Annotated in this window: 16 protein-coding genes; 10 read left to right on the top strand and 6 right to left on the bottom strand. The window is 71.4% G+C overall.

Annotated features, from left to right (window positions below; translation table 11 throughout):
• Positions 1 to 28 precede the first annotated feature (28 nt).
• Positions 29 to 775: a matrixin family metalloprotease gene (locus ACLZOT_RS10890; protein ID WP_416968583.1), complete on the top strand. Its 747-nt coding sequence runs from the start codon at positions 29 to 31 to the stop codon at positions 773 to 775.
• Between the two features lie 29 nt (positions 776 to 804).
• Entirely contained in the window at positions 805 to 1260 is a 456-nt protein-coding gene (locus ACLZOT_RS10885) for a hypothetical protein (RefSeq protein ID WP_416968582.1), read from the top strand.
• On the opposite strand, the gene ACLZOT_RS10880 is transcribed toward ACLZOT_RS10885, so the two are convergent.
• Entirely contained in the window at positions 1257 to 1550 is a 294-nt protein-coding gene (locus tag ACLZOT_RS10880; RefSeq protein ID WP_416968581.1) for an MTH1187 family thiamine-binding protein, read from the bottom strand. The genes ACLZOT_RS10885 and ACLZOT_RS10880 overlap by 4 nt on opposite strands.
• Positions 1547 to 1891: a DUF3817 domain-containing protein gene (locus tag ACLZOT_RS10875; RefSeq protein WP_416968580.1), complete on the bottom strand. Its 345-nt coding sequence runs from the start codon at positions 1889 to 1891 to the stop codon at positions 1547 to 1549. The genes ACLZOT_RS10880 and ACLZOT_RS10875 overlap by 4 nt, the downstream gene beginning before the upstream one ends.
• Before the next feature lie 211 nt (positions 1892 to 2102).
• Between ACLZOT_RS10875 and ACLZOT_RS10870 the strand changes: the two genes are divergently transcribed.
• From ACLZOT_RS10870 to ACLZOT_RS10855, 4 genes are all read left to right on the top strand, one after another.
• On the top strand, positions 2103 to 2735 hold the full coding sequence (locus ACLZOT_RS10870) for an AIM24 family protein (RefSeq protein ID WP_416968680.1): 633 nt from the start codon (positions 2103 to 2105) through the stop codon (positions 2733 to 2735).
• A 1-nt stretch (position 2736) separates the two neighbouring features.
• Positions 2737 to 3387: an AIM24 family protein gene (locus ACLZOT_RS10865; protein WP_416968579.1), complete on the top strand. Its 651-nt coding sequence runs from the start codon at positions 2737 to 2739 to the stop codon at positions 3385 to 3387.
• Positions 3384 to 4175 carry an AIM24 family protein gene (locus tag ACLZOT_RS10860; RefSeq protein ID WP_416968578.1) on the top strand — a complete coding sequence of 264 codons (792 nt, stop codon included), beginning with the start codon at positions 3384 to 3386 and terminating at the stop codon, positions 4173 to 4175. The genes ACLZOT_RS10865 and ACLZOT_RS10860 overlap by 4 nt, the downstream gene beginning before the upstream one ends.
• Before the next feature lie 88 nt (positions 4176 to 4263).
• Positions 4264 to 4740, top strand: coding sequence for a MarR family winged helix-turn-helix transcriptional regulator (locus ACLZOT_RS10855; protein ID WP_416968577.1), 477 nt, complete (start codon positions 4264 to 4266; stop codon positions 4738 to 4740).
• Between the two features lie 12 nt (positions 4741 to 4752).
• Here ACLZOT_RS10855 and ACLZOT_RS10850 read toward each other — a convergent pair whose 3' ends face one another.
• Both ACLZOT_RS10850 and ACLZOT_RS10845 read right to left on the bottom strand, forming a co-directional pair.
• Positions 4753 to 6087: a sensor histidine kinase gene (locus ACLZOT_RS10850; protein WP_416968576.1), complete on the bottom strand. Its 1335-nt coding sequence runs from the start codon at positions 6085 to 6087 to the stop codon at positions 4753 to 4755.
• Positions 6084 to 6749: a response regulator transcription factor gene (locus ACLZOT_RS10845; RefSeq protein WP_416968575.1), complete on the bottom strand. Its 666-nt coding sequence runs from the start codon at positions 6747 to 6749 to the stop codon at positions 6084 to 6086. The genes ACLZOT_RS10850 and ACLZOT_RS10845 overlap by 4 nt, the downstream gene beginning before the upstream one ends.
• Positions 6750 to 6860: 111 nt before the next feature.
• On the opposite strand from ACLZOT_RS10845, the gene ACLZOT_RS10840 reads away from it, so the two are divergent.
• Together ACLZOT_RS10840 and ACLZOT_RS10835 are read left to right on the top strand one after the other, a co-directional pair.
• Positions 6861 to 7493, top strand: a complete 633-nt coding sequence (locus tag ACLZOT_RS10840) for a PepSY domain-containing protein (protein ID WP_416968574.1) — start codon at positions 6861 to 6863, stop codon at positions 7491 to 7493.
• A gap of 72 nt (positions 7494 to 7565) precedes the next feature.
• Positions 7566 to 8024: a hypothetical protein gene (locus ACLZOT_RS10835; protein WP_416968573.1), complete on the top strand. Its 459-nt coding sequence runs from the start codon at positions 7566 to 7568 to the stop codon at positions 8022 to 8024.
• 16 nt (positions 8025 to 8040) lie between these two features.
• On the opposite strand, the gene meaB is transcribed toward ACLZOT_RS10835, so the two are convergent.
• Complete coding sequence (gene meaB / locus ACLZOT_RS10830) at positions 8041 to 8997, bottom strand: methylmalonyl Co-A mutase-associated GTPase MeaB (RefSeq protein ID WP_416968572.1); 957 nt, start codon at positions 8995 to 8997, stop codon at positions 8041 to 8043.
• Between the two features lie 95 nt (positions 8998 to 9092).
• Positions 9093 to 10280 (bottom strand): acetyl-CoA C-acetyltransferase, encoded by a 1188-nt coding sequence (locus ACLZOT_RS10825; RefSeq protein WP_416968571.1) that lies wholly within the window; start codon positions 10278 to 10280, stop codon positions 9093 to 9095.
• Positions 10281 to 10433: 153 nt separating this feature from the next.
• On the opposite strand from ACLZOT_RS10825, the gene mce reads away from it, so the two are divergent.
• Positions 10434 to 10874 (top strand): methylmalonyl-CoA epimerase, encoded by a 441-nt coding sequence (gene mce, locus ACLZOT_RS10820; RefSeq protein ID WP_416968570.1) that lies wholly within the window; start codon positions 10434 to 10436, stop codon positions 10872 to 10874.
• A gap of 179 nt (positions 10875 to 11053) precedes the next feature.
• Positions 11054 to 14902 (top strand): polarized growth protein Scy, encoded by a 3849-nt coding sequence (gene scy, locus ACLZOT_RS10815; protein WP_416968569.1) that lies wholly within the window; start codon positions 11054 to 11056, stop codon positions 14900 to 14902.
• Positions 14903 to 15114: the final 212 nt, after the last annotated feature.

Raw genomic sequence — 15114 nt, 5'->3', positions numbered from 1 at the left:
CGAGGCCGGATCAGGGGAGGGCGTCGCCGTGCTGGGGCTGCTGGGCAGGGTGGGGGCGGTGGTCGTGCTGCTGGGGTCGCTGGTGGCGAGCCGTCCGGCGGAGGGGGCCGTGGGGTACGAGAGAGAGGCGACGGAGGCAGCGGCGGAACCGGCGGCCGGCTCCGCGCGGGCCGCCTGCGCGGACACCGCGTACTCGACCGCCGGGCACAAGGAGTACGGGACGTACCTCTGGCACGTCGGGGACGGGGCCATGCCGGGCGGGCTGTCCCGGGACGCCGCGCGCAAGGTGTTCGACGAGGCGATCGGGGCCATCACCGGGGAGCGCAACGACTGCGGGCTCAGCGGTGGGGCCGGGCCCCGGGCACGGTACCTGTCCGCGACCGACCGGGAGGCCGGGATCGACCGGGCGGGGCGGTGCTCCGCGCGGGACGGGGTGAGCGTGTGGGACGCGGGGGAGCTGCCCGAGGACGTCGTCGCCGTCACGTGCTCGTGGGCCGTGACGATGCCGGACGGCGGGCCGAACGACCTGATCGAGGCGGACGTCCGCTTCAACACCCGGCACCACCGGTTCACGGACGCTCCGGGGGCGCGGTGCGCCGACGCGTACGACGTACGGGCCGTGGGGACGCACGAGGCGGGGCACGTGTTCGGGCTCGGGCATGTGGGGGCCGGGCACGAGAACCTGACGATGTACACGAACTCGTTCGCCTGCTCGACGCGGGCGCGGAGCCTGGGCAAGGGGGATGTGCTGGGGCTGCGGGCCTTGTACCGGTGAGGTGCGCACCGGATCTATAAGGTGCCCGCATGAGTCAAGACGTGCTGTCCGTCATCCCGGCCGACCCCCGCTGGCAGCCCGACAAGAAGGCCGCCGAACGCACCCACGCGCTCGTCGCCTCCTGGTTCCCCGAAGGCTCCGCGACGTACGTCGAGACGACGCGGTCCGACACCGTCACCGCCTTCAGCAGCGGGCAGAACCTCGATCGCATCGGGTGCCCGGCATGCGGCGAGGAGATCGACCTCGACTGGTGGTTCGAGCTGGAGGAGGAGCACAGCGAGACCGGGTTCACCAGCCTCGACGTCGCCGTACCCTGCTGCGGAGCCGTACTCCCCCTCGACAGCCTCGACTACGACTACCCGTGCGGGTTCGCGCGGTTCCGGATCGCCGTGTGGGATGCCGAGCGGTGGTTCGAGGACGGTGAGCTGGCCGCTCTCGCCGAGGCGCTCGGGCATCCCGTACGGCAGATCCGGGCGTACATCTAGCCGGCGAGGTGGCGTTCGACCGTTTCCACCTTGGACGTGAGGCCGTCCGTGATGCCGGGGCGGATGTCGGCCTTGAGGACCAGGGAGACGCGGGGGGCGCGTTCCTCGACGGCGGCGACGGCTCGCTTGACGACGTCCATGACCTCGTCCCACTCGCCCTCGATGGACGTGAACATGGCGTCGGTGCGATTCGGGAGGCCGGACTCGCGGACGACGCGGACCGCGTCGGCGACGTACTCGCCCACTTCCTCGCCGACGCCGAGGGGGGTGACGGAGAAGGCGACGATCATGCGCTCACGACACCTTCCTGGCGCGCGCGGGAGGCGATGACCGCGTCCTCGGCCTCGCGGCGCAGCTTGCGCTCGGCGAAGAAGCCGCCGAGGGGCAGGACGGAGAGGACGAAGTAGAGGAGGCCCGTCTTGAGGGGCCACTTCGTGCGGTTCCAGGCGTCGGCCCAGAAGATCACGTACAGGATGAACAGCACGCCGTGGACCATGCCCATGACCGGTACCGCGTTGAAGTCGGTGGTCCGCTTGAGGACGGAGCACACGAGCAGGAGCAGGAACGAGATGGCCTCGGGGGCGGAGACCAGGCGCAGGCGGCGGAGGGCGGAGGCTGTCTTCAGGTCCACGGGGTCACCTTAAAGAAGGGGGTCATCACGGTGCTGAGCTGGCGGTTTGCGTCGCACACCTGGCGCGCGCCTTGTGAACGCACGCACAAGCGTTCGTCCATTGTGGCAAACCCCCCACCTCGGGGTTCTTTCAGGGTGGGGATCCACCCGATATCCACCCGTGGGACCTGTTCTCTCCACCCCCCGAGCGGATACCTTCGGCGTCGTGGCGATGTTCCGACTGCAAGGCAGCAAGGTGCTGGCCGTAGAGATGACCGGCGACGGCGTGAAGGCCAAGAACGGCTCGATGGTCGCGTACGACGGCCAGATGGCGTTCAAGAAGCTCTCGGGGGGCGGTGAGGGTCTGCGCGGGATGGTGACCCGGCGGCTGACCGGCGAGCAGATGACGGTGATGGAGGTGAAGGGGCACGGCGTCTGCTGGTTCGCGGACCGCGCCTCGGAGATCAACCTCGTAGCTCTCCAGGGGGACAAGCTGTACGTCGAGTCGAGCAACCTGCTCGCGACGGACGCCGGGCTCAGAACGGGTACGACGTTCACGGGCCTGCGCGGCGCCTCGCAGGGCAACGGCCTGTTCACGACGACCGTCGAGGGCCACGGCCAGGCGGCGATCACGTCGGACGGCCCGGCGGTGGTCCTCCGGGTCACTCCCCAGTACCCCCTGACCGTCGACCCCGGGGCGTACGTCGCGCATCAGGGCAACCTCCGCCAGTCCTTCCAGGCGGGTGTGACGTTCCGCACGTTCATGGGCGAGGGCGGCGGCGAGGCATTCCAGATCCGCTTCGAGGGGGACGGCCTGGTGTACATCCAGCCCTCCGAGCGGAACACGATCGCGGGGGACGTGTGAGATGACCTTCCGAGAGATCAACTCCAAGATGGTCGAGGCGACGGTCGCCCCCGGCCAGCGCCTGTTCAGCCAGCGCGGCGCGATGCTCGCGTACAAGGGCGAGGTGTCGTTCACGCCGAACATGCAGGGCGGCCAGGGCGGGGTGATGTCGATGCTGGGCCGCCGCCTGGCGAACGAGGACACCCCTTTGATGACGGTCGAGGGCAGCGGCACGATCCTGTTCGGGCACGGCGGCCACCACGTCCAGGTGATCAACCTCGCCGGGGACACGCTGTACGTGGAGGCGGACCGCCTGCTCGCCTTCGAGGGGACGCTCCAGCAGGGCACGATGTTCATGGGGTCGCAGGGCGGCGTCATGGGCATGGTCCGGGGCCAGGTCAGCGGGCAGGGCCTGTTCACGACCACCCTGAAGGGCCACGGCGCGGTGGCGGTGATGGCGCACGGCGGGGTCTTCGAGGTGCCGATCACCCCGCAGCGCCCGGTCCACGTCGACCCGCAGGCGTACGTCGCGCACCACGGCGACGTACGCAACAAGCTCTCGACGGCCCTCGGCTGGCGGGACATGGTGGGCCGGGGTTCCGGTGAGGGGTTCCAGCTCGAACTGAGCGGGAACGGCGCGGTGTACGTCCAGGCATCGGAGGAGAAGCTGTGAGCCACTACGCGGGCGCGGGCCCGGTGGTCTACGACCCGATGACGTTGCCGGTGGACGACAACGTCAACTCGTACACCTTCTGCGTGGAGCTGAAGGGGAGCCAGTGGTTCCTGCAGAAGGGGAAGATGGTCGCCTACTACGGGTCGATCGACTTCAACGGCATCGGGCACGGCCGTCTGGACCGTCTGGTGCGGACGTCGTTCCATTCGCCTCTGCACGCGAGTGACTGGGTGGTGGCGGAGGGCTCGGGCAAGATGCTCCTCGCGGACCGGGCGTTCGACGTGAACTCGTTCGACCTGGAGGACGGCAATCTGACCATTCGCTCCGGCAACCTCCTCGCCTTTCAGCCAAGTTTGGCCCTCAAGCAGTCGATCGTGCCGGGGTTCCTGACGCTGATCGGGACGGGCAAGTTCGTCGCCGCGTCCAACGGGCCGGTGGTGTTCATGGAGCCGCCGATCCGGGTGGACCCGCAGGCGCTGGTGGGCTGGGCGGACTGCCCCTCGCCGTGCCACCACTACGACCACGGCTACATGACGGGCCTCATGGGCGGTCTACGTGCGATGACGGGCCTGGGCGGCGCCTCGGGCGAGGAGCACCAGTTCGAGTTCGTCGGCGCGGGGACGGTGCTGCTCCAGTCGTCGGAGGCGCTGATGGCGGAGCAGGCGACGGGGATGGTGCCGAGCGAACCGGGCGTACCGGGCGGCGGGGCACACCCCGGCCAAGGGCACGGCGGGCAGCAGCGCCTTCCCGGACAGCTCGGCGATCTCCAGCGTCGCTTCGGGCTGTGAGCGGTAACCTGCGGAGTGTGACGTCGAACGGGTGCGCGCCGTCACACTCTTCTCATTAACATTTCAACTTTTTAGGTAGACTTCTTTTATGGAGACCGAGACGGCCACGCGCTGGCTGACCGAAGCGGAGCAGTGCGCCTGGCGCACCCAGCTGGAGGTCAACAGGCTGTTGATGCACCAGCTGGAGAAGGATCTCCAGCCGTTCGGGCTGACGATGAACGACTACGAGATCCTGGTCAACCTTTCCGAGTCCCCCGACGTCCGTATGCGGATGAGCGACCTCGCCGCCGCCACCCTCCAGTCCAAGAGCCGCCTCTCCCACCAGATCACCCGCATGGAGAACTCGGACCTGGTCCGCCGGGAGAACTGCGAGTCCGACCGGCGCGGGCTGTACGCGGTCCTCACCGACCACGGCCTCGGAGTGATGCGCCAGGTCGCCCCGCACCATGTCGCCTCCGTCCGCCGCCACTTCATCGACCTCCTCGACACCGAGTCGATGCAGCAGCTCAGCAAGGCCCTCGGCCCGGTCTCGAACCACCTCCGCGAGAACCGCGGCCGGCCCTGACCCCACGCGGCCCTAGCCCCTTACGGGCAGCCTGAGTTCGAACACCGAGCCCTCCAGGACCCCGAGGGTCCCGCCATGGCGTACGGCGATGTCCCGGGCGATCGCCAGCCCCAGCCCGGCGCCTCCGTCGTCGCGGCTGCGGGCGTCGTCGAGGCGGACGAACCGTTCGAAGATCCGCTCCCGGTCCGCGTCCGGCACTCCCGGGCCGTCGTCGGCGACGGTGAGGACCGCGTCGTCGCCGTCCCGGCGGACCGTCACCTCGATCGTCGTCCGGGTGTGCCGTGCCGCGTTGTCCAGGAGGTTGGCCAGGACACGCGCCAACTGGCCGCGGGAGCCGGTGACTTCGACGCCGGGTGCCGTGTCGACGCGCACCTTCTCGCGGCCCTGCGCCCCCTCCCGCGCCAGCGCGCCCAGGTCGACCGGGGTGCGCTGCGGGGTCTCCCCCGCGTCCAGGCGGGCCAGCAGCAGGAGGTCGGCGGCGAGGTGCTGGAGGCGGACCGTGTCCTCCACCGCGCCGTCCAGGTCCAGCAACTCCGGGTGCGCGGCGGCCACTTCGAGCTGCGTGCGCAACGAGGCGATGGGGCTGCGGAGTTCGTGGGAGGCGTCGGCCACGAAACGCCGCTGGCGGTCCACCGACGCCTCCAGCGCGGCCAGCGTCTCGTTCGTCGTCCGGGCCAGCCTGCCGACCTCGTCCCACGCGTCCGGTTCCGGGACGCGGCGCGACAGGTTCTGCGAGGCCGTGATCGCCGCCAGCTCCCGGCGGATGCCCTCCACCGGGCGCAACGCACGCCGGGTGACCAGCCAGGTGACGCCCGCGACGAGCCCCAGCAGCAGCGGCAGCACGATCAGCAGGACCGTCAACGCGGTGCGTACGGCGGACTGTTCGGTGGCCAGGGGGGCGCCCGCGCGGACGGTCAGCAGGCCCTCGGCGGGGGTGGCGACGGTCAGGGACGCGAAACGGTAGTCCCCGGTGTCGCCGTCGAGCGTGGCCGAGCCGGAGGAGTGGGTGACGTCCCCGGTCTCCCCCGCGTCGAGGTCGTCCGCCTCGGCCGGGTCGCCGAACTTCGAGGTGACGTAGGTCAGTTCCTCGTTCTTCGCGACCACCGCGCCGTTCGCCGCCTCGACCACGACCGGCACGTCGTCGTCCAGGTCCAGCCGGCCGTACGGCGTCCCCGCCGCCAGGCGTGCCGCGACCGTGCGGGCCGTGCGCTCCGCGTCGTCGTCGGCCTGGCCGCGCAGGTTCGTCCACAGCGACAGGACGACGACCGCGCCCGCCGCGAGCAGGGCCAGGGCCACGACCGAGGTCGCCGCGAGGGTCGTGCGGGCGCGGACCGAGCGGGGTCTCATCGGCTCGCCTCCAGGCGGTAACCGGCGCCGCGTACCGTGCCGATGAGTGCCGGGTCCAGTTTGCGGCGCAGCGAACTGACGTACACCTCCACGATGTTGGGGTCGCCGTCGTACGCGAAGTCCCAGACGTGGTCCAGGATCTCCGCCTTGGAGACGACCTCGCCGGGGCGCCGGGCCAGGTGTTCCAGGACGGCGAACTCCTTTGCGGTCAGGGGGACTTCGGTGTCCCTGAAGTGGACTCGGCGGGTGGCCGTGTCGACTCTGAGGTCGCCGACCGTGTGGACGGGGGAGGCGCCCGGGCGGGAGCGTCTGCGCAGGAGCGCCTTCACGCGGGCGACCAGGACGACGTACGAGAACGGTTTCGTCAGGTAGTCGTCCGCGCCCGTGTCCAGGCCCTCCGCCTCGTCGTACTCCCCGTCCTTCGCCGTCAGCATCAGGATCGGGACGTCGTGGCCGGCCGCGCGCAGGGTCGCGCAGACGCGGTAGCCGTTCATGCCGGGGAGCATGATGTCGAGGATCAGCAGGTCGTAGGCGCCCTCCGTCGCGCGGTGCAGGCCCTCGCGGCCGTCGTGGACGACGTCCACGGCGTAGCCCTCGGCGGTCAGGCCCCTGGCCAGCGACAGGGCGAGGCGCTTCTCGTCCTCCACGATCAACAGACGCATGCGTACAGGGTGGCAAACCGAAGCTGAAGATCCCTTCAGGTGGCTTCAGGTTGCCTTCAGGGTCGGTCGGCGAGTGTGGACCACGTCGCAACGAACCCCAGGAGGAACCCCATGAAGCGCAGCATCGCCATCGCCGCCGTCGCCGTGAGCGCGGTCCTCGCGGGAGGCACGGCCCTCGCCCTCACGAACGACGGGTCCCGGGGCGGGGAGTCCCGCGAGGGGGCGCAGCATGTGCGGGTCGCTGCGCAGGCGGACGACACGGACGACACGGACCGGGTGAACGGCACGGACGACACCGACGACACGGACCGGACCGACACGGCCGCCCGCCCCACGGTCACCACCTCCCACCTCACCATCGCCCAGGCCATCGACGCCGCCCTCGCGGCCCGCCCCGGCACGGTCCTCTCCGCCGGCCTCGACACCGACGACGATGACGGCGACCGGGACTGGGAGGTCGAGATCCTCGGCGCGGACGCGAAGACGTACGAACTCCACCTCGACCCCGCCACCGGCAAGGTCCTCGCCACCCACACCGACCCCGACCGCGACCGCACCCCCCAGGGCCTCACCGCCCGCCAGGCCGCCGACGCCGCCGCCCCCAAGGGCACGGTCCTCTCCGTCGACTTCGACGAGGACCACAGCGGCATCTGGGAGGTCGAGACCCACGACGCCCAGGGCAAGGAGCGGGACTGGAACGTGAACGCGAAGACCGGGACGGTCACGGCGGACCGGGAGGACTGAGCTCCGGCCGGCGGATGTCAGTCCCCACCGCTAACGTTCGCCCCTCCACGGTCTTCAGGGAGGGGCGGCCCGATGGGTGCCAGCGGATGGGACTACGTCACCAGGTACGACGGCGACGTCGTGGCGGCCTTGACGGCGTTGCGGACCAGGGTGTTCGAGACGGAGTACGGCGACAGCGACCGTTACCGGAGCCTGGAGGACCTCTACGAGGACGCGGAGTTCATGGGGACCGAAGGCACGCACACGATCCTCGACATCGACAGGGTGATCATCACGGACACCCCATCGACGCGCTCCGGCACCCTGCGCCCCCTGGCTCCCGGCCGCGTGACACACCACTTCGGCACGGACCGCCCGTCGGTCGAGCAGTACGAGGAACTCGTCGCCACCGCCGACAGGGCCACGAGCCACGAGGAGTACGAGCAGAGCCTGCTGGGCGAGTGCCGGACGCCGTGGAGCGGCTGCTACGTCGTCCTGTACTCCGACGACAAGCCGACCCACCTGGGAATCTTCGGATCCTCAGGGGACTAGAGCCGCTGACGCGCGGTCAGGTCGATGTGATCCCTGCCACCAGTTCGTCGGCCGCTCCGTACGGGTCCAGTTCGCCAGAGACGACGCGTTCCGCGAGGAGGTCGACCCGGCGGTCACCCCGCAGGTCACCGATGCGTTCCCGCAGGGACGTCACCGCGATCATCTCGATCTCGTGGGCCGCGCGGGAGCGGCGGCGGGCGGCCAGTACTCCCCGCTCCTCCATCCAGGTCCGGTGTTTCTCCAGGGCCTCGATCAACTCGTCGATGCCTTCGCCCCGGGAGGCGACGGTTTTGACGATGGAGGGGCGCCAGTCGCCCGGGGCGCGGGATTCGCCGAGGCCCAGCATGTGGTTCAGTTCGCGGGCGGTCGTGTCGGCGCCGTCGCGGTCGGCCTTGTTGACGACGTAGATGTCGCCGATCTCCAGGATTCCGGCCTTGGCCGCCTGGATGCCGTCGCCCATGCCGGGGGCGAGGAGGACGACGGAGGTGTCGGCCTGGGCGGCGATCTCGACCTCGGACTGGCCGACGCCGACCGTCTCGACGAGGACGATGTCGCACCCGGCGGCGTCCAGGACCCTGATCGCCTGGGGCGCGGCCCAGGCGAGGCCGCCGAGGTGGCCTCGGGTGGCCATGGAGCGGATGTAGACGCCGGGGTCGGAGGCGTGGTCGGACATCCGGACGCGGTCCCCGAGCAGGGCCCCGCCGGAGAACGGCGAGGACGGGTCGACGGCGAGGACGCCGACCCGCTTCCCCTGTCGCCGGTACGCGCTGACCAGCGCGGACGTGGACGTGGACTTGCCGACGCCGGGCGAGCCGGTGAGGCCGACGACGTACGCGCCGCCGGTGAGCGGGGCGAGCGCCGCCATGACCTCCCGGAGCTGCGGGGACGCCCCCTCGACCAGGGAGATCAGGCGGGCCACGGCACGCGGCCGGCCTTCTCTGGCCTGGGCGATCAGGGAGGGGACGTCCTGCATCACAGCTCCGTTCGGGAGGGCCGCCGACGGTCCGACGGTCCGGCGATCAGATCATCGGACCGGCAACCTCATCAACGTACAGAAACGTACAGACCTCACGCCTTCGGCACGCGCACGATCAGCGCGTCGCCCTGCCCGCCACCGCCGCACAGCGCCGCCGCCCCGACGCCGCCCCCGCGCCGCTTCAGCTCCAGCGCCAGGTGCAGGACGAGGCGTGCGCCGGACATGCCGATCGGGTGGCCGAGGGCCATCGCGCCGCCGTTGACGTTCACCATTTCCGGCGACACCCCGAGGTCCTTCATGGACTGCACGGTGACGGCGGCGAACGCCTCGTTGATCTCGATGAGGTCCAGGTCGGACACCTCAAGACCCTCGCGGCCGAGGGCGTGCAGGATCGCGCGCGACGGCTGGGAGTGGAGGCTGTTGTCGGGCCCGGCGACGTTCCCGTGCGCCCCGATCTCGGCGATCCACTCCAGCCCGAGTTCCTGGGCCTTCGCCTTGCTCATGACGACGACGGCGGCGGCGCCGTCGGAGAGCTGGGAAGAGGTGCCGGGCGTGATCGTGCCGTCCTTGCCGAACGCGGGCCGCAGCTTGGCGAGGATCTCGACGGTGGTGTCGGCGCGGATCCCCTCGTCCTGGGTGAACAGGATCGGGTCGCCCTTGCGCTGCGGGACCTCGACGGGCGTGATCTCGGCCTCGAACAGGCCGTTCTTCTGCGCGGCGGCGGCCCGCTGGTGGGAGAGCGCGGCGACGGCGTCCTGCTCCTCGCGGCCGAGCCCGAGCCGGGTGTTGTGCTTCTCCGTGGACTCGCCCATGGCGATGCCCTCGTACGCGTCGGTGAGCCCGTCGTGGGCCATCGCGTCGAGCATCTCGACGGAGCCGTACTTGTAGCCCTCGCGGGACTTGGGCAGCAGGTGGGGCGCGTTGGTCATGGACTCCTGGCCGCCGGCGACGACGATGTCGAACTCGCCGGCGCGGATGAGCTGGTCGGCGAGGGCGATCGCGTCGAGCCCGGAGAGGCAGACCTTGTTGACGGTGAGCGCGGGGACGCTCAAGGGGATGCCGGCCTTGACGGCGGCCTGGCGGGCCGGGATCTGCCCGGCGCCGGCCTGGAGGACCTGGCCCATGATCACGTACTGGACCTGGTCGCCGGCGATACCGGCCCGGTCGAGGGCGGCCTTGATCGCGATGCCGCCGAGGTCGGCCCCGGAGAACGACTTGAGGGAGCCCAGGAGGCGCCCCATGGGAGTGCGCGCACCTGCGACGATCACTGATGTGGTCATGAGCTGCGATCCCCTTACCGGCCCCGCACGGGCCGAGGAATGTGAACGAGGGTTTACCGACAAAGTACTGAGGAGTAGGTCACCGCGTCACCCGGCCGTCGATGTGATCGCCCGCACGTTGCACAACCACCCTTTCAGCGCTCCACTGAACCCATGCTGACGCGAATCGACCACATCGGGATCGCCTGCCACGACCTCGACGCGACCGTCGAGTTCTACCGCGCGACCTACGGTTTCGAGGTCTTCCACACCGAGGTCAACGAGGAGCAGGGCGTGCGCGAGGCCATGCTCAAGATCAACGATACGTCGGACGGCGGCGCCTCCTACCTCCAGCTCCTGGAGCCGATCCGCCCGGAATCCACGGTGGCGAAGTGGCTGGACAAGAACGGTGAGGGTGTCCACCACATCGCCTTCGGGACGGCGGACGTCGACGCGGACTCGGAGGCCGTCCGGGACAAGGGCGTACGGGTCCTCTACGAAGAGCCCCGGCGCGGTTCCATGGGGTCACGGATCACCTTTCTGCACCCCAAGGATTGCCACGGTGTGCTCACAGAACTGGTCACTTCGGCCCCTGTTGAGTCCGACGAGCACTGACCCACGTACATAAGGGCCGGTAGGGTTGGGGGCGGTTGCCCGCCGCAGGGTGGGGCAACCGCTATGCCGGGGTCCGGGGTCCGCCGATGATCTGACACCATTCCCCGGGGGCCCCGTCCGGCGGATGGACGGGAGCTCGTTGGACAAGCTTGCGACCAGGGGACGGATGGGACCGCGCAGTGCGGGGCTACGAGAGCCAGGAGCGAGAGCCGGCGGCTGACGTCGACCACCTCACTCGGTTCGAAGCCGAGATGAAACGGCTGAAGACCGAGCGGGAAAAGGCGATCCAGCACGCCGAGGACCTCGGCTACCAGGTCGAGGTGCTGCGCGCCAAGCTGCACGAGGCGCGGCGCACCATCATGACCCGGCCCGCCTTCGACGGAGGCGACCTCAACTACCAGGCCGAGCAGCTGCTGCGGAACGCGCAGATGCAGGCCGACCAGTTGCGCCAGGACGCCGAGCGCGAGTTGAGCCAGGCGCGGGCGCAGACCCAGCGCATCCTCCAGGAGCACGCGGAGAACGCGGCCCGGCTCCAGGCGGAGCTGCACCAGGAGGCGGTCACCCGGCGCCAGCAGCTCGACCAGGAGCTGGCGGAGCGCCGCCAGACCGTCGAGTCGCACGTCAACGAGAACGTGGCCTGGGCGGAGCAGCTGCGCGCCCGTTCGGAGGCGCAGGCCCGCCGGCTGATGGACGAGTCGCGCGCCGAGGCCGAGCAGGCCCTCGCGACGGCCCGCGCCGAGGCGGAGCGCCTGACCAACGAGGCCCGCCAGCGCCTCACCAGCGACGCGGAGACGGCCCGTACGGAGGCCGAGCAGATCGTGCTGCGGGCCCGCGCGGACGCGGAGCGGCTGCTGAACGCGGCGGGCGCGCAGGCCCAGGAGGCCACCGACCACGCGGAGCAGCTCCGTACGTCGACGGTGTCGGAGTCGGACGCGGCGCGGCGGCAGGCCGGGGAGCTGTCGCGGGCGGCCGAGCAGCGGATGGCGGACGCCGAGGAGGCGCTGCGCAAGGCGCAGGCCGAGGCGGAGAAGCTCCTCTCCGAGGCGCAGACGGCCGCCGAGAAGGCCCTCTCCAGCGCCGAGTCGGCGAACGAGCAGCGCACGCGCACCGCGAAGGAGCAGGTGGCGCGGCTGGTCAGCGAGGCCACCAAAGAGGCCGAGGCGACGAAGTCGGACGCCGAGCAGGTCGTCGCGGACGCCCGCGCCGAGGCCGAGAAGATCGTCGCCGAGGCGTCCGAGAAGGCCCGCACGATCACCGCCGAGGAGTCGGCGACCCAGCTGTCGAAGGCCGCGAAGACCGCCGAGGACGTCCTCAACAAGGCGCAGGAAGAGGCGCGCGGGACGATCACGGCCGCCGCCGAGGAGGCCGAGCGCGTCCGTACCGAGGCCGAGGCCGAGGCGGACCGGCTGCGCGCCGAGGCGCACGACATCGCCGAGCAGCTCAAGGGCTCCGCGAAGGACGACACGAAGGAGTACCGCGCCAAGACCGTCGAGCTCCAGGAGGAGGCGCGGCGGCTGCGCGGCGAGGCCGAGCAGCTCAGGTCCGAGGCGGTCGCCGAGGGCGAGAAGATCCGCGCGGAGGCCCGCAAGGAGGCCGTCCAGCAGATCGAGGAGGCCGCGAAGAGCGCCGAGGAGCTGCTGTCCAAGGCGAAGGCCGACGCGGACGAGCTGCGCCAGAAGGCGACGACGGACAGCGAGAAGGTCCGCACCGAGGCCATCGAGCGGGCGACGTCCCTGCGCCGGCAGGCCGAGGAAACGCTTGAGCGCACCCGTGCCGAGGCCGAGCGCCAGCGCGACGAGGCGGTCGGGCTCGCCGAGACGATCACCGCGAACGCGGAGGACGCGGCCCGCGAGACCCGCGCCGAGGCCGAGCGCGCCATAGCGGCCCGGCAGACCGAGGCGGCCGAGGAGCTGACCCGGCTGCACACCGAGGCGGAGACCCGGCTCGCCTCCGCCGAGCAGGCCCTCACCGAGGCCCGCGAGGAGGCGGCGCGGATCCGCCGCGAGACCTCCGAGGAGAACGACCGGCTGCGCGCGGAGTCCGCCGAGCGGATCCGTACGCTGCAGCAGCAGGCCGCCGACGAGGCGGACCGGCTGCGGACCGAGGCCGCCGCCGACGCGTCGGCGTCCCGCGCCGAGGGCGAGTCCATCGCCGTACGGCTGCGCTCGGAGGCCGCGGCCGAGGCGGAGCGGCTCAAGCAGGAGGCGCAGGACACCGCGAACCGGGTGCGCGCCGAGGCGCAGGCCGCCGCCGAGCGGCTCGCCGAGGAGGCGTCGGACGCGCTCGCCGCCGCGCAGGACGAGGCCGTACGGCGCCGTCGTGAGGCCGAGGAGACGCTCGGTACGGCGCGTGCCGAGGCCGACCAGGAGCGGGAGCGGGCCCGCGAGCAGAGCGAGGAGCTCCTCGCGTCGGCGCGCAAGCGCGTCGAGGAGGCGCAGACCGAGGCGGTCCGGCTGGTCGAGGAGGCGGACCGGCGGGCCTCGGAGATGGTCGCCGCCGCCGAGCAGCACGCCCAGCAGGTCCGCGACTCGGTCGCGGGGCTCCACGAGCAGGCGCAGGAGGAGATCACCGGCCTGCGCTCGGCCGCCGAGCACGCGGCGGACCGTACCCGCCGGGAGGCCGAGGAGGAGGCGGACCGGGTCCGCGCCGACGCGTACGCCGAGCGGGAGCGGGCCACCGAGGACGCCTCCCGGGTGCGGCAGCAGTCGCGGGACGACTCGGAGGCCGCGCAGGCGCTCGCCGAGCGGACGGTCGGCGAGGCCATCGCGGAGGCCGAGCGGCTGCGTACGGAGACGGCGGCGCACGCCCAGCGGGTGCGCACCGAGGCGTCGGACACGATCGCGCAGGCCGACCAGGACGCGACGCGGACCCGGGCGGAGGCCCGCGAGGACGCCAACCGGATGCGGTCGGACGCGGCGACGCAGGCCGACACCCTCATCACGGAGGCGCGCAGCGAGGCGGAGCGGCTCCAGTCGGAGACCCTCGCGGAGGCCGAGCGGCTCCAGATGGAGACGGCGGCCGAGGTGGACCGGGTGCGCGGCGACGCCCACGCGGACGCCGAGCGGATGCGCGCGGAGGCCTCGGAGACGGTCGGTTCGGCCCAGCAGCACGCGGAGCGGATGCGCGCGGAGTCGGCGCGGCAGCGTGCGGAGGCGGAGGCGGAGGCCGAACGGCTCGTCAGCTCGGCGCGCGAGGAGGCCGACCGGACGCTGGACGAGGTGCGCCGGGAGGCCAACAAGCGGCGTTCCGAGGCGGCCGAGCAGGTCGACACGCTCATCACGGAGACGACCGCCGAGGTCGACAAGCTCCTCGCGGAGGCGCAGGAGCAGGCGCTGAAGACGACCGCCGACGCCGAGGAGCGCGCGGACTCGATGGTCGGGGCGGCCCGCACGGAGGCCGAGCGGCTGATCGGGGACGCGACCGTCGAGGGCAACTCCCGGGTGGAGCGGGCCCGTACGGACGCGGACGAGCTGCTGGTCGGCGCGCGCCGGGACGCGACGGCGATAAGGGAGCGCGCGGAGGAGCTGCGCGAGCGCATCACGACCGAGATCGAAGAGTTGCACGACCGTGCCCGGCGCGAGGCCGCCGAGACGATGAAGGCGACCGGCGACCGCTGCGACGCGCTCATCACGGCCGCCGAGGAACAGCTCAACAAGGCCCAGGCGAAGGCCAAGGAGCTGGTGTCCGAGGCCAACTCCGAGGCGGGCAAGGTCCGGATCGCCGCCGTCAAGAAGGCGGAGGGCCTGCTCAAGGAGGCCGAGCTGAAGAAGGCTCAGCTGGTGCGCGAGGCCGAGGAGTTGAAGGCCGAGGCGATCCGCGAGGCGATGCGCAGCGTCGAGGAGGGCAAGCGCGAGCTGGAGGTGCTGGTCCGGCGGCGCGAGGACATCCAGGCGGAGATCTCCCGTGTCCAGGACGTCCTTGAGGCGTTGGAGTCTTTCGAGGCACCGTCGTCCGCGAAGGACGGGGGCGTCAAGGCGGGAGCGGCGGTAGGGTCCCCTCGTTCGGGTGGCAAGTCGGCCGATGGGTAGCGGAGTGTGCAGGTTCCGGGGAAGTCTGGGGGCTTTGTTCTGAAGTCTTCGGGAATACGGGGACTTCGACCTGCACCGTGGCAAGCCTTCGGTCGATCAGCCACTCGAAAGGGGCGTCATTCTCCAGATCAAACACGCATCCGCTCGATGACACACCGCTTCGGCCCCTAGGATTCCACCTATCACCTCACCGGTCTCATTCGACAGGAACC

Origin of the sequence: Streptomyces sp. 4F14 (assembly GCF_048159485.1) — a bacterium.
Taxonomy (GTDB): domain Bacteria; phylum Actinomycetota; class Actinomycetes; order Streptomycetales; family Streptomycetaceae; genus Streptomyces.
Note: the sequence above shows the minus strand (reverse complement) of the source record. Positions and strands in the feature narration are given on the sequence as shown.

Excerpts from the sequence above, each read along its gene's own strand:
- ACLZOT_RS10845 (WP_416968575.1), bottom strand. The coding sequence starts at position 6,749 with ATGCGTCTGTTGATCGTGGAGGACGAGAAGCGCCTCGCCCTGTCGCTG.
- ACLZOT_RS10835 (WP_416968573.1), top strand. The coding sequence starts at position 7,566 with ATGGGTGCCAGCGGATGGGACTACGTCACCAGGTACGACGGCGACGTC.
- ACLZOT_RS10840 (WP_416968574.1), top strand. The coding sequence starts at position 6,861 with ATGAAGCGCAGCATCGCCATCGCCGCCGTCGCCGTGAGCGCGGTCCTC.
- ACLZOT_RS10855 (WP_416968577.1), top strand. The coding sequence starts at position 4,264 with ATGGAGACCGAGACGGCCACGCGCTGGCTGACCGAAGCGGAGCAGTGC.
- ACLZOT_RS10870 (WP_416968680.1), top strand. The coding sequence starts at position 2,103 with ATGTTCCGACTGCAAGGCAGCAAGGTGCTGGCCGTAGAGATGACCGGC.
- ACLZOT_RS10825 (WP_416968571.1), bottom strand. The coding sequence starts at position 10,280 with ATGACCACATCAGTGATCGTCGCAGGTGCGCGCACTCCCATGGGGCGC.
- ACLZOT_RS10865 (WP_416968579.1), top strand. The coding sequence starts at position 2,737 with ATGACCTTCCGAGAGATCAACTCCAAGATGGTCGAGGCGACGGTCGCC.
- ACLZOT_RS10850 (WP_416968576.1), bottom strand. The coding sequence starts at position 6,087 with ATGAGACCCCGCTCGGTCCGCGCCCGCACGACCCTCGCGGCGACCTCG.
- mce (WP_416968570.1), top strand. The coding sequence starts at position 10,434 with ATGCTGACGCGAATCGACCACATCGGGATCGCCTGCCACGACCTCGAC.
- meaB (WP_416968572.1), bottom strand. The coding sequence starts at position 8,997 with ATGCAGGACGTCCCCTCCCTGATCGCCCAGGCCAGAGAAGGCCGGCCG.
- ACLZOT_RS10885 (WP_416968582.1), top strand. The coding sequence starts at position 805 with ATGAGTCAAGACGTGCTGTCCGTCATCCCGGCCGACCCCCGCTGGCAG.
- ACLZOT_RS10880 (WP_416968581.1), bottom strand. The coding sequence starts at position 1,550 with ATGATCGTCGCCTTCTCCGTCACCCCCCTCGGCGTCGGCGAGGAAGTG.